Annotated in this window: 11 protein-coding genes and 1 tRNA gene; 8 read left to right on the top strand and 4 right to left on the bottom strand. The window is 68.6% G+C overall.

Annotated elements, in window-relative coordinates:
• The first annotated feature begins 26 nt into the window (after positions 1-26).
• From recJ to AVT10_RS00600, 8 genes are all read left to right on the top strand, one after another.
• Positions 27-1,790: a single-stranded-DNA-specific exonuclease RecJ gene (gene recJ / locus AVT10_RS00635; RefSeq protein WP_066686948.1), complete on the top strand. Its 1,764-nt coding sequence runs from the start codon at positions 27-29 to the stop codon at positions 1,788-1,790.
• A gap of 64 nt (positions 1,791-1,854) precedes the next feature.
• A tRNA-Glu gene (locus AVT10_RS00630) sits at positions 1,855-1,929 on the top strand.
• Positions 1,930-2,237: 308 nt separating this feature from the next.
• On the top strand, positions 2,238-3,164 hold the full coding sequence (locus AVT10_RS00625; RefSeq protein ID WP_066686946.1) for a cation diffusion facilitator family transporter: 927 nt from the start codon (positions 2,238-2,240) through the stop codon (positions 3,162-3,164).
• Between the two features lie 124 nt (positions 3,165-3,288).
• Positions 3,289-3,750 (top strand): MarR family winged helix-turn-helix transcriptional regulator, encoded by a 462-nt coding sequence (locus tag AVT10_RS00620; protein WP_066686944.1) that lies wholly within the window; start codon positions 3,289-3,291, stop codon positions 3,748-3,750.
• Between the two features lie 27 nt (positions 3,751-3,777).
• Positions 3,778-4,644, top strand: a complete 867-nt coding sequence (locus AVT10_RS00615; protein ID WP_066686941.1) for an SDR family oxidoreductase — start codon at positions 3,778-3,780, stop codon at positions 4,642-4,644.
• A gap of 144 nt (positions 4,645-4,788) precedes the next feature.
• Positions 4,789-5,295, top strand: coding sequence for a 2Fe-2S iron-sulfur cluster-binding protein (locus tag AVT10_RS00610; RefSeq protein WP_066686939.1), 507 nt, complete (start codon positions 4,789-4,791; stop codon positions 5,293-5,295).
• Positions 5,292-6,281, top strand: coding sequence for an FAD binding domain-containing protein (locus AVT10_RS00605; RefSeq protein WP_066686937.1), 990 nt, complete (start codon positions 5,292-5,294; stop codon positions 6,279-6,281). Before AVT10_RS00610 ends, AVT10_RS00605 begins: the two co-directional genes overlap by 4 nt.
• Complete coding sequence (locus AVT10_RS00600; RefSeq protein ID WP_066686935.1) at positions 6,278-8,620, top strand: xanthine dehydrogenase family protein molybdopterin-binding subunit; 2,343 nt, start codon at positions 6,278-6,280, stop codon at positions 8,618-8,620. The genes AVT10_RS00605 and AVT10_RS00600 overlap by 4 nt, the downstream gene beginning before the upstream one ends.
• Here the strand turns inward: AVT10_RS00600 and AVT10_RS00595 are convergent.
• From AVT10_RS00595 to AVT10_RS00580, 4 genes are all read right to left on the bottom strand, one after another.
• A complete protein-coding gene (locus AVT10_RS00595) occupies positions 8,612-9,316 on the bottom strand; it encodes an NAD-dependent deacylase (RefSeq protein ID WP_066688027.1) in 705 nt (234 codons plus the stop codon). The two genes, AVT10_RS00600 and AVT10_RS00595, sit on opposite strands and share 9 nt — an antisense overlap.
• 60 nt (positions 9,317-9,376) lie before the next feature.
• A complete protein-coding gene (locus AVT10_RS00590; protein WP_066686933.1) occupies positions 9,377-9,808 on the bottom strand; it encodes a hypothetical protein in 432 nt (143 codons plus the stop codon).
• Between the two features lie 395 nt (positions 9,809-10,203).
• On the bottom strand, positions 10,204-10,815 hold the full coding sequence (locus AVT10_RS00585) for a TetR/AcrR family transcriptional regulator (RefSeq protein WP_066686930.1): 612 nt from the start codon (positions 10,813-10,815) through the stop codon (positions 10,204-10,206).
• 48 nt (positions 10,816-10,863) lie between these two features.
• On the bottom strand, positions 10,864-13,203 hold the full coding sequence (locus tag AVT10_RS00580) for a hypothetical protein (protein WP_066686927.1): 2,340 nt from the start codon (positions 13,201-13,203) through the stop codon (positions 10,864-10,866).
• Positions 13,204-13,245: the final 42 nt, after the last annotated feature.

Below are 13,245 nucleotides of genomic sequence, written 5' to 3'. Positions count from 1 at the left end.
CCCTGCCCAACGGGTACAGCGCGGCGATGCGTTCCGTACTCAATGTGCATCGCTCGATCCTGGGACAGCCGTGGCGCTGGCGCGGGTTGGAGGGCGATGTGTGCGACGACGGGTTCGTCGCCGACGATCTCGTCACCCGTATCCTGCTGGCTCGCGGCTGTCCGCGCGAAGGGCTGGCGGCGCACAAGGCGCCCAGCATCCGCGAATTCATGCCCGACCCGTCGATCTTCCGCGACATGGATCGTGCCGCCGAACGACTGGCCGATGCGGTGATGGCGAAGGAATCGGTCGCGATCTTCGGCGATTACGATGTCGACGGCGCGACGTCTTCAGCATTGCTGGTCCGGCTGCTACGCGACCTGGGCCTTGCCGCCCGCCCCTATATTCCCGACCGGCAGCTGGAGGGATATGGCCCCAACGCCCCGGCGATGCTGCGGCTGGCCGGGGAAGGAGCGACGCTGATCGTCACCGTCGATTGCGGCGCACAGGCGTTCGATGCGCTCGCCGCTACCCGCGATGCCGGGGTCGATGTGCTGGTGGTCGACCATCACCAGTGCACGACGCAGCTTCCGCCTGCGCTGGCGGTGGTGAACCCCAACCGTCTGGACGAGGGCGAAGGTGCGGCGCATGGCCATCTGGCGGCGGTCGGTGTCGCGTTCCTGCTGGCGGCGGCACTCGTGCGGACGTTGCGCGCGCGCGGCTTCTTCGCAGGGCGCGCCGAACCGAAGCTGCTCGACTTGCTCGATCTGGTCGCGCTTGGCACCGTGGCCGATGTGGCGCAACTGCGCGGACTGAACCGGGCGTTCGTGGCGCAGGGGCTGAAGGTCATGGCCCGGCGGCAGAATATCGGCCTCGCCGCACTGATCGAGGCATCGCGCCTGACCCGCGCGCCGACCTGCACCGATCTCGGCTTCGCGCTCGGGCCGCGGATCAATGCCGGCGGGCGCGTCGGCAAATCGGACCTGGGCGTCCGGCTGCTGACGACGCAGGACCCGGAGGAAGCGCGTGCGCTGGCGGTCGAACTGGATCGGCTGAACGAGGAACGCCGCGTGATCGAAGGCGATGTGCAGGCGCAGGCCGACCTGTCGGCGCGCGCGCAGGACTCGCGCGGCTGCGTGGTGGTCAGCGGGCGCGGCTGGCATCCCGGCGTCATCGGCATCGTGGCCGGGCGGCTGAAGGAAAAACTCGGCCGTCCCGTCCTGGTGATCGCGATCGACGACCATGGCGTCGGCAAGGGATCGGGCCGGTCGATCCCCGGCGTCGACATGGGGGCGACGATCCTGGCCGCCAAGGAGCTGGGGCTGGTCAGCGCGGGCGGCGGCCATGCCGCGGCGGCGGGCGTGACCGTTGCCGAGTATGCGATCCCCGCGCTCGCCGACTTCCTCCACACCCGCATGGCCGAACCGGTCGAGCGCGCCCGCGAGGACCGCGCGCTGCTGGTCGACGCGGTGCTTGCCCCCGGCGGGGTCAGCCCGCTGCTGATCGAAGCGTTGGAGGCCGGTGGCCCCTACGGCATGGGCTGGCCCGCGCCGCGCGTGGCGGCAGGACCCGTGCGGATCGTGAAGGCCGATGTCGTCGGCAACGGCCATGTCCGCGCGATCCTGACCGGCGACGACGGCCGCCGGTTCAAGGGCGTGGCGTTCCGCCAGGCCGAAACCGAGCTCGGCATGGCACTATTGGGCGCCCCACCGCACCGCAAGCTATGGCTGGCGGGCCGGGCAAAGCTCGACGACTGGGGCAGCCGCCCCGCCGCCGAACTGCACATCGACGACATGGCCTGGGCGGATTGAGAAAAATGCAAAAGTCTGTTGACCAATCCAAATCCCTCCCCTAACAGCCCGCTCACGCCTTCACGGCCCCTTCGTCTAGCGGTTAGGACGCGGCCCTTTCACGGCTGAAACACGGGTTCGATTCCCGTAGGGGTCACCATTCCAGCGATATTTCGCGGAAGGTGCGGCAACCTTTTCCCTTATGATTTGCGCGTCGCTGCGAACGCTACCCCCGGTGCATGAGCGGGTTGCTTTAGGACATTTGCCCGGATTTGAATGCGTCCGACCGGCTACCTCCGGCCATCGCGTGACGACACCGCCTCCAACGATCCGCAAAGGCGCCGATCCTGCTTCGGACGCCATTGCTGCTCCGCCTCGTCGCCGGGCGTTCCACTAGCGAAACCGCTAGTCCCGGGTTTTGCGGGAATGGCGATGACAGCGGCCCTCGAAATGAGGCACAGGTGCGGCATGAAGACCGAACAAGGTATACTGCGCCTGTCCGTCGTCGTTACCATCGTGTTGGCGATGGCCGGCGCCGGTATTGGCATCGTGGTCGGGTCGTCGGCTATCGTGTTCGACGGGGTCTATGGCTTGATCGACGCGGCGATGACCGGGATGGCATTGCTCGTCGCCCGGTTGATCGCCGCCTCCAATACCGCCGACGCGGCGGGCGGCATCTACAGCCGGCGCTTCACCATGGGGTTCTGGCACCTCGAACCGCTCGTGCTGGGGGTCAACGGCACCCTGCTGATCGGTGCGAGCGTCTATGCGATCATCAACGCCGTCGGCGCGATCCTTTCCGGCGGCCATGCGCTCGCCTTCGGGCCGGTAATGGCCTTTACCGGCGCCAGCCTGCTGGTCGATATGGGCATGGCCGTACTCGTCCGGCGCGCCAACCGTTCGATCGGATCGGCCTTCGTCGCGCTCGATGCGCGGGCATGGGCGATGACATCGGCGCTGAGCGGTGCGCTGTTCCTGTCATTCATCATCGGCTTTGCCGTACAGGGCGGGCCATATGGCTGGATCGCGCCCTATGTCGATCCGATCGCGTTGATCCTCGTCTGCGTCGTCATCATCCCCGGGCCGTTCGCGACCGTGCGCAAGGCGCTGTCCGAAATCCTGCTGGTGACGCCCCGCGACCTGTGGACTCAGGTTGAGGAAGTTGCCGGCAAGGTGGTCGAGCAGCACGGTTTCGTCGGCCACCGCGCGTTCGTCGCCCGGGTCGGCCGGGGCATCCAGATCGAGCTTGCCTTCATCGTTCCCGAACATTGGCCGGCCCGCCGGCTGGAGGAATGGGACCTGCTGCGCGACGCCATTGGCGATGCGTTGGGCAAGGATAGCCCCGACCGGTGGCTGACGATCGTGTTCACCACCGATCCCGAATGGGCCTATTGACCGGGGCCGGCACCGTCGCCTCGCCCTTCTGAACCCAAAGGACTGCAGGGTAGCCACTTGGCTATGGAACCAACCCGGCCCATCCTGATTATGACAACATATTGTCAACTTGAGTACAGCGGCTATGTCCGATCTTCACCCCGATGTCCGCGAACTCGCGCTGTCGGTCTTCGGCGCCAATGGGCGGCTGGTCAGTGCGGGTAACGATCTGGTCGCCGCGCTCGGGTTGACCAGCGCGTGGTGGCAGGTGCTGGCCGCCCTGCACTATTCGCCCGCCCCGCATACCGTGGCGTCGATCGCCCGCGCCATGGGGCTGACCCGGCAGGCGGTGCAGCGCATCGCCGATCTGCTGGCCGAACGGGGGCTGGTCGCCTTCTATCCCAACCCGCATCACCGCCGGGCCAAGCTGGTCGTGCTGACGCCCGCCGGATCGACGACGCTGATCGGCGCCGAGCAGGCCGTCGCACCGCTGGACGAAGCGATCGTCGATCGGATCGGCGTGCCGCGCATCCGCGAGGCGATCGCGACGCTCCACGCCATGATCGCGGTGATTTCGGAGCGGCTCGACCCGTCCGACGCTCTCTAGTTCCTCAACGTCGAAGGACCCTCCCCCATGATTCTGATCTCCGGAGCCACCGGCGGCATCGGTGGCGAAGTGTGCCGGCTGCTCAAGGCCGCAGGAACGCCGTTCCGCGCCATGGCGCGCAAGCAGGAACAGGTCGACGCGTTCGCCAGGCAGGGCATCGACGGCGTCCTCGGCGACTTCGATCGGCCGGAGACGCTGGCGGGCGCGATGCAGGGTTGCGACACGATGTTCCTGATTACGCCGCCCACCCCGAACCAGTTCGCGCAGGAAACCGCAGCGATCGACGCGGCCAAACGCGCGGGGATCGGCCGGATCGTCAAGATTTCCGCATCGGACGGGAATGTGCGATCGCCGGTGCCGTGGGCGCGGACGCATGCGCTGATTGATCATCATCTGCGCGCGGCAGGCATCGGCTGGACGATCCTGAAGCCCACCGCCTTCATGCAGAATTTCCTGTGGTTCAAGGACCCGATCGCCCGGGGCTTCCTGCCGCAGGTGACCGGCACGGGATCGGTTTCCTGGATCGATACGCGCGACGTCGCCCGCGTCGCCGCGACGGTCCTGATGCAGGATGGCCATGACAGCGCGACCTATTTTCTGACCGGGCCGGAAACGCTCGACATGAAGGAGGCCGCGAAGCGCCTGTCGGCGGCGGTCGGCCACAAGGTCCGTTATCTCGACCTGCCGACCCCGCTATTTCGCGCGCTCCTCCGCCTGACCGGCAATTCGCGCTGGATGGCGAAGGGACTGGTGGTGCAGTTCGCCGACGTCGTCGCCGGGCATCACGACATCGACCCGACGTTCGAGATCGAACGCCTTACCGGACAGGCACCACACAGCTTCGCGGACTTCGTTCGCGATCATCGTGATAGCTTTGCGCGACCGGGTAGCTGATTGCGGACAGCCGGTCTGCGCGAGCGAGTTTCGCGCAGGCCCGCCGGCTACCGCAGCGTCCGTACCGTTCGACCGAAACTGCTCGACGGCAGGCCCGCAACCTGTTCTGCTCCTGCGCGTCAGCTTCGGAATCGGAGACTTGCCATGTCGTTGATCGTCAATGGAAAGGAAGTGGCGCTCCCCGCCGATCCCCGCGTCTCGCTGCTGGAACATCTGCGCGAGGGGCTGCACCTGACCGGCACCAAGATGGGCTGCAACCAGGGCGCATGCGGAGCCTGCACCGTGCTGGTCGATGGCGAACGCATCCTGTCGTGCCTCGCGCTGGCGGTGCAATATGCCGGGCGGCAGATCACAACGATCGAAGGGGTCGCGGACGGCGACGCGCTCCACCCGCTGCAACAGGCGTTCATCGACCATGACGGCTTCCAGTGCGGCTATTGCACGCCGGGGCAGATCTGTTCGGCGATCGGCATGGCGGCGGAGGCACGGCGCGGGGTGCCGAGCGTGGTGACCGACGACCTGTCGGCGACGGTCACGCTTACCGGCGAGGAGATCCGCGAGCGGATGAGCGGCAATCTCTGCCGCTGCGGCGCGCATAACGGGATCATCGATGCCATTCGCGCGACCGTCGCGGCGGAGGTCGCGGCATGACCCCGTTCACCTATGCCCGCGCCACCGATCGTGCCGAGGCGCAGCGGATGGGCGGCGCGAACGGTGCCGCCTATCTCGGCGGCGGCACCAATCTCGTCGACCTGATGCGCGAGCGGCTGGCCGAACCGTCGATGCTGGTCGATGTCAGCGCCCTGCCCGCCGCGATCGACGAAACCGCCGAGGGCGGGTTGATGATCGGAGCCGCCACGCGCAACACCGCGCTCGCCGAACATCGGCTGGTGCGCCGCCGCTACCCGATGCTGACCCGCGCGATCTTGGCCGGGGCGTCGGCGCAGATCCGCAACATGGCGACGGTCGGCGGCAACCTGCTCCAGCGGACGCGCTGCACCTATTTCTACGATGCCGAAGGGTCGCGCTGTAACAAGCGTGCGCCCGGCACCGGTTGCGACGCGCTGGGCGGGTTCAACCGCATCCATGCCGTGCTGGGGGCGTCCGACGCCTGTGTCGCGACGCACCCGTCCGACATGTGCGTCGCGCTGACCGCGCTGGACGCCATCGTCCATGTCGACGGCGCGACGGGATCGCGGACGTTGCCACTTGCCGAGTTGCACCGCCTGCCCGGCGACCGGCCGGATCGGGATACGGTGCTGGAGCCCGGCGACCTCGTCACCGCGATCGAGCTGCCGCCGCTGCGCTTCGGTGCGAATTCGACCTATCGCAAGGTCCGCGACCGTTCGAGCTATGCCTTCGCGCTCGTCTCGGTCGCGGCGGCAGTCGAGATGGACGGCGACCGCATCGCCGACCTGCGCATCGCGTTCGGCGGCGTCGCGCACAAACCGTGGCGCGCCTCGACCGCTGAGACGATGCTGCGCGGGCGCCCGGCCGGTCATCAGGCGTTCCTCGACGCCGCCGCCGCCGAATTTGCCGATGCACAGCCGCTGCGGGACAACGGCTTCAAACCGGCACTGGCCGGCCGGACGATGGCCGCCGTGCTGGGCGCGCTGACCAAGGGAGAAGCGGCATGAGCATTGTCGATTCCGCCAAGCAGAAGATGCAGGGGCTGGTGATGGGTACGCTGCAAAAGGTCGTGCCGCTCGCCCCCGACCGCTGGATGCCCGGTGGCACCCCCGACCCGCTGATCGCGCGCAAGCACGGTTTGATCGGCAAGCCCGTCTCGCGCCTCGACGGCAATCTGAAGGTGACCGGCGGCGCGGCCTTCGCGGCGGAGCACCGCTTCGATGGCATGGTCTATGCCGCGCTTGCCTATTCGACGATCGCGCGCGGACGGATCGCGGCGATCGATACGCAGGCGGCGGAGGCGGCGCCGGGCGTCTTGCTGGTGATGACCCATCGCAACGCCCCGCACATGGCCAAGGCGCCGATGTTCGGCAGTTCGCCGAGCGCCGTCGGTCCCCACGACCTCGCCATCTTCCAGGACGACCGCATCCACTGGAACGGGCAGCCGGTCGCCTGCGTCCTGGCCGAAACGCAGCAACAGGCGGATCACGCCGTCGCGCTGCTCGACGTGACCTATGCCGCAGCGCCGTCGACCACCGACCTTGCCACGGCAAAGGCGAACGGCACCGAACAGGCGCTGTTCATGGGCCAGCCGCTGCGCAACGCGATCGGCGATGCGGAGGGGGCGCTGGCAAAGGCGGCGCACCGGGTCGACCAGCGCTATCGCACGCCGCGCCACAACCACAACCCGATCGAACCCCATGCCGCGACGCTGAAATGGGACGGCGACCGTCTGATCATTCGCGACGCCAGCCAGATGGTGACGCAGCAGGCGCAGACCATGGCCGACGTCTTCGGATTGAAGCCCGACCAGGTCCGCCTGACCTCGCCCTATGTCGGGGGCGGTTTCGGCTGCAAGGGGCTGTGGGATCATCAGGTGATCGCCGCCGCCGCCGCACGCCTGTCCGGTCGGCCGGTCCGCATCGCCCTGTCGCGCGAGGGGATGTACCGCACCGTCGGCGGACGCACGCTGACCGAACAACGGGTGGCGATCGGCGCGAGCGCGGACGGCCGGTTCGAGGCGCTGGTCCATACCGGCCTGTCGGTGATGACGCCGCACAACGCCATGCCCGAACCGTTCATCCTCGGCACCCGCAGCGCCTATGCCGTGCCGAACCTGCTGCTGCAGGTCGACGTGGCGCGGATGAACATGATCGCCAACACCTTCATGCGCGCGCCGGGCGAGGCGGTCGGCACGTTCGCGCTGGAATCGGCGATCGACGAGCTGGCGGTCGACCTGGGCATCGATCCGGTCGAACTGCGCATCCGCAACGAGCCGGACAAGGACCCGACCAGCGGCCTGCCCTTCTCCTCGCGCCATATCGTACAGGCCTGGCGTGACGGGGCGCAGCGCTTCGGCTGGGACGCCCGCCCCGCCGCCCCCGGCGCCCGGAGCGAGGGCGAATGGCAGATCGGCATGGGTTGCGCGACCGGCACCTATCCCTATTACCGCATGCCCGGGGCCAAGGCGCGCATCACGCTGCGCCGCGCAGGCGATGAGATCTATGCGAAGGTAGAGGTCGCCGCCGCCGAAATGGGCATGGGCACCGCGACCACAACCGCGATCGTCGCCGCCGAACGCCTCGGCCTTCCGCTGGATCATGTCGAGGTTGGCTATGGCGACAGCGACATTCCCGGCGCGATCATGGCCGGCGGTTCGCAACAGACCGCCGCGATCGGCGCGGCGGTCATGTCGGCGCATGCCGAACTGGTGACGACCCTGCTGAAGCTGGCCGGCAACGACTCCCCGCTGGCCGGCCTGTCGGCGGACGAGGTCGGCAGCGACGGCGGCGCGCTTGCGAAGCTGGATGACCCGACCCGGCGCGAACGCTACGCCTCGATCCTCGCCCGAGCGCAGCGTGATAGCGTCAGCGTGACCAAGGCCGGATCGATGCCGTTCGAATTCATGCACTGGTCGATGCATTCGCACAGCGCCCTGTTCTGCGAAGTCGGCGTCAACCGCGTCACCGGCGAGATCCGTATCCGCCGCTTCCTCGGCTCGTTCGACTGCGGCCGCATCCTCAACCCCCGCACCGCCGCCAGCCAGTTCAGGGGCGGCATCGTCATGGGGCTGGGCATGGCGTTGATGGAGGAAACGCACTTCGACGAACGCAACGGCCGGATCATGAACCCCAGCTTGGCCGAATATCACGTCCCCGTGCATCTCGACGTGCCGGAGATCGACGTGATCTGGACCGACATTCCCGATCCGCACGCACCGATGGGTGCGCATGGCATCGGCGAGATCGGCATTACCGGCGTCGCGGCGGCGGTCGCCAACGCGGTCTACAACGCGACCGGCACCCGCGTCCGCGACCTGCCGATCACGCTCGACCGGCTATTGTGACGATAGCAGTTCGGCGACCCAGGCGGGCACCAGCTCGCCCGCCGGGCCGAGCCGGCTGTCGTCGAACCGGTCCGACCCGGCCGATCGCTCCAGATTGAGTTCGAGCGTCGCCGCGCCGCGATCGTTCGCCCATTCGACGAAGCCGGCGGCGGGATAGACCGCGCCCGACGTGCCGATCGACACGAACAGGTCGCACGCGCCGATCGCCTCGACGATCCGGTCCATCGCATAGGGGATTTCGCCGAAGAACACGATGTCGGGCCGCAGCGCCGGTGCATCGCACGTGCCGCAGCGGCTGCCCGGCGGCAGCGGCCCGCTCCATTCCTGGCGCGCGCCGCACTGCGCGCACAATGCGGACCTGAGCGCGCCGTGCATGTGCAGCAGCCGCTCCGTCCCCGCCCGTTCGTGCAGATCGTCGACATTCTGCGTGACGATCAGCAGCTCGTCGGCCCATGCACGGTCGAGCGCCGCCAGCGCATGATGCGCCGCATTGGGCTCCACCGTCGCCAGCGCCGCGCGCCTGAGGTCGTAGAAGCGATGGACCAGCGCCGGATCGGCCCGCAGCGCCGGTGGCGTGCACACATCCTCGACCCGGTGCCCTTCCCACAACCCGCCGGGGCCGCGAAAGGTGGCGATGCCCGATTCCGCCGATACGCCGGCTCCGGTCAGGACCACGATATTACGGATCGCACGCATGGTCGTGGCATAGGCGACCGAAGCGGCGTCCGGAAGGGTGTCGGACGCCGCCACTGACGATTACAGCCCCGACACCGCCCATTTGTCGCGCGCGGCGCGTTCGTCGCGGCTGCGCGCCGCACCGATGCTGGCGAGCATGGTTTCATACTGATCGGTGGTGAACCCTGCGCGCAGGAACGCCGTCAGCTCCTCGGCCGGGACCGCGAAGCCGCGATGCCAGCTGAGCACCGCCATGCGCCGCAATGCCTCCAGCTTCGGATCGGCCAGCGTCGGCGACCGCCCGCCCCGCCCGAACACCTTGCCCAGCGCGATCGACAGCGCCGACGGCTCGCGCAGCGAGGAAAGGCGATCATGCTGCGCCAGCGCCACGACCGACCATTCGAGCGCGGTCAGCCCGGTCGCCGACGCCTTGCGCTCCCGCGCCGGTGCCACGACCGTGGCATCGGTATAGGGCGCGAGAACCGGATCGCCGGAAAAATGCAGATAGGCCATGGATATCCTCCCGAAATGGCCAGCGCCCTCCGACCGGCGGCACGATGATGCCGCCGCCCGCCCCCGTTGGGTCCGTGGCGCTGTGATGATGACGCCGACCATCGATCGCCCGGACACGATGGTCAGGACGGAAAACGGTCTGTCGATGAAGCTAAGCGGTTGGGCGTGCCGTCCGGTTACGGGGACGGCGCGCGGAAAACAGGTTCGGTCATAGCGGCATCCTTGCGAAAGCCGGGCAATGCCGAGTCGGCCGCCCCTTCTATACTGACTGGTATATTAACGGCCGGCCGACTCGTCAACGACTTTCTGTACCGCTCGGTAGTATAATATTTAGGTCCTGATCCGGTCGCGTAAAGGCACGGCGCCGCGTCGATCCAGCTATGCCGGATCGAACGCTAACGCCCCGGCCACATCATCAGACTGGTCGCCACGACCCGTTCCAGATCGGCACGCGTCGCGCCCGAACCGGCCTGCACCGCCATCCCCTGAAAGATGGCGAAGAGATACCCGGTCAGCCCGGCGATATCGACATCCTCGGGCAGGTCGCCCTCACGCTTCGCCTGTTCGAACCGTTCGACCAGCGCCGCCTGCGACGACGCGCGACGCTGCATTACATCGGCCTTGATCGATTCGGCCTCGGCCCCGCACGCGCTCATGCTGATGACGCCCAGGCACCCCTTGGGATCGCAGCTGCTCATCTGCGCATCGATCGCGCCGCGCAGCAGATGCTCGACCACCGCGCGCGCGGTCGGCTGTTCCAGCGCCTTGCGCATATATTCCAACTTCTCGGCCTCGTAGAGGTCGAGCGCCTTGTGGAACAACGCCTCCTTGTTGCCGAACGCGGCATAGAGGCTGGGCTTGGTGATTCCCATCGCCTCGGTCAGGTCGGCCATCGACGCGCCTTCATAGCCCTTGGACCAGAAGACGCCGAGCGCCGCCGCCAATGCCTGATCGACACAGAATTCGCGTGGCCGCCCCTTGGGTGCAGCGGTGATCACATTTTCCATAACGACCGGTACATATTGCTTTTGGCCGTTTTCACAAGCCCCGGCGGACTAGCGCACCCGCAACACCGCGTCGGCGGCGTCGTGGAGTTTCAGATAGATAGCACCATCGCCGCCACGCGGTACGGTAACGCTCGTTCCGACGAACCCACCGGGCAGCGTCACCGCCCCGGCCATGTCGGGGGTCGTCCCGATCGCAGCGACCAGGAACAGGTCGCGCCCGCTCACCGTGCAGCTCTCGCGGCACTCGATACCGGTCACCACCGGCAGCCGGACCAGTGTCGCCACCGCCTGCCAATCGCCCGCCGTACCGCCGCGCCATACCCGGACCCGGATCGGACCCGACACCGCCGGGCCGAACGCCGCCTGCGGGGCGATGGTCGCGACCACCACGTCATCGCCGATCCGCTGCACGGCGCCCGACGCGATCGTCAGCCGCCGGCTCACGTCGCCCGCCGCGATCTCGATGCCGTCGTCCGGTCCGCCCAGACCTCCAGCGATCCTTGCCGAAAAGGTAAGAGTCGCGGTCGTCGGGACCAGCCCGGCCGGCAAGTCGATCGGCCGTGCGCCCGCGGGCGAATCGAACGCCACTCGCCGGTCGAGCAGTTGCACGGCGGGACGCGACGGCGCCACGGTCGCGGCGACCGTGGCGCTGCGCCCGTCGCGCAGCTGCACGCTGGCACTCGTATCGGTCGCATCGCCCAGCGGTTGTTCGGCCACCAGCACCAACCGGTCCCCCTCACCGACCCGGGTCAACGCGCCGGCCGTGAAGCACACGCCGCCCAGCGTCAGGCCTGCCACCTGATCCAGCCGCGCACCCTCCAACACCCCTTCCTTGTCGCCGCGATGGAGGGTGAACCGGTCCAGCCGGCTCGGCTCCGCCCGACCGGTCAGTGCAATCTGGTCCGGCGCGACCGCCCCGTGCCGCACGACAGTGAGCGTCAACGGCCCCGGCCGGGTCTTGCTGAGCGGCAACGTCGTCTCGATCGCATCCGGCGCCGCCGCCTTCCACGTCAGCGATCGGCTGAGCCCCCCGGCATCGCGCAGCGTCAGCCCGGACACGCAGGCCGAGGCACCGCCGCGCAACACCAGCGGATGATCGCGCCCGACGATCACATTGGCATCGGGTTGCGGCGTCCATGCGCCCGGCCCGTCGATCTGCGCCGGCACGCGGGGCCCGCTGAACCGGTCGAAGCCCCAGCTGCCCTGTACCACCGCATCGGTGATCGGCCCGGCGACCGACGCCCCGCCCGCCAGCACCAGCCCGCCGCGCTCGGCATCGGGCGTCAGCTTCAGCAGCGACACCTTGCCGTCCGCCGCCGTCACCTTCAGCGTCAGGTCGCGGGCGTAATCGGTCGCGAACAGCAGCGCGGCATCGTCCAGCGGCAGCACGAGGTCCGGCCGGGCAAGGCACAGCGCCCCTTGCGCTCCCGATCGCCACAAGGGCGGTGGCGCGTCGCCGATCGGGGGCAGCGGCGCGACCAGCACCGATCGCGGATTCTGGAACGACGGGGCGCTGTTCAGCTGCAGGTGGATCGCATCGCCCTGCCCCAGCGCCAATGCCGGCAGATATTGATATTGCGCGCTGCGAAACGCCCCGAACAGCCGGGCCAGATCGCGCGCTAGGCCGATATAGGGGCTGTAATAGCCCGCCCCGCCCTCGCGCGTCGCGGCCACGCGATAGGCCAGGTCGACCGGTGCTCCGGTCAGCGTCTCGGTCAGTGTCGCGCCGCGCTGCGCCTGCAACACCAGCGCGTCGCGCTGCTGAGTCAGGCACGCCGCCTGCAACGCCCGCTGTTTCAGCAGGCAATCGGCGTTCAGCTTGATGCGCAGCGCATCGGCCAGTACCGGGGCGGCGCTCGCCAGCCGTTCGGGCGCGGCATCGCCGATCCGTCCGATGGCACCGACGAATGCGTCCAGCCGCTGCCGGTCGAGCGATGCCTGATACAGGTCCTGCGCCGCGCGCACGAAGACGCCGGGCCGCCCCCGCACCGCGCCGCGCACCGCTGAAAACCCGCCGCCTGCTTCGGGTGCCAGGAACAGCATCGCCTGCTCCGCGCCCTCCGGCACGGTGACGGTCAGCACATCCTTTTTCGGTTTCCACGTCTCGACCGAAAAGAACCAGTCCTTGGGCGGCGGATTGGTCGCGCCGCGCAGGAACGCGACGACCAGCAGATAGCGTGCCGACTGGTCCGCCGGCAGCAGCGCCCGCGCGGTCAGCCTGTCCCCGCCCCTGAGCGCCGGCACCGCCGCGACCGGCAGTTCGACCGCCCCCCGCGTGACGCTGACCGCGACCTCCGGCCCGTCGAGGTCGAACCCGTTCTGCTGGGCACGGGCCGGATCGGCAAACAATGCCGACAGCGCGGCGAGCAACAGGAGTACGCGAACCATGGGGCCGGCTATAGCGGACGGAGGGACAGTTGATCCACCGGC

The organism is Sphingomonas hankookensis (genome assembly GCF_001619955.1).
GTDB classification, from domain to species: domain Bacteria; phylum Pseudomonadota; class Alphaproteobacteria; order Sphingomonadales; family Sphingomonadaceae; genus Sphingomonas; species Sphingomonas hankookensis_A.
This window is presented reverse-complemented; position numbering and strand designations above follow the sequence as displayed.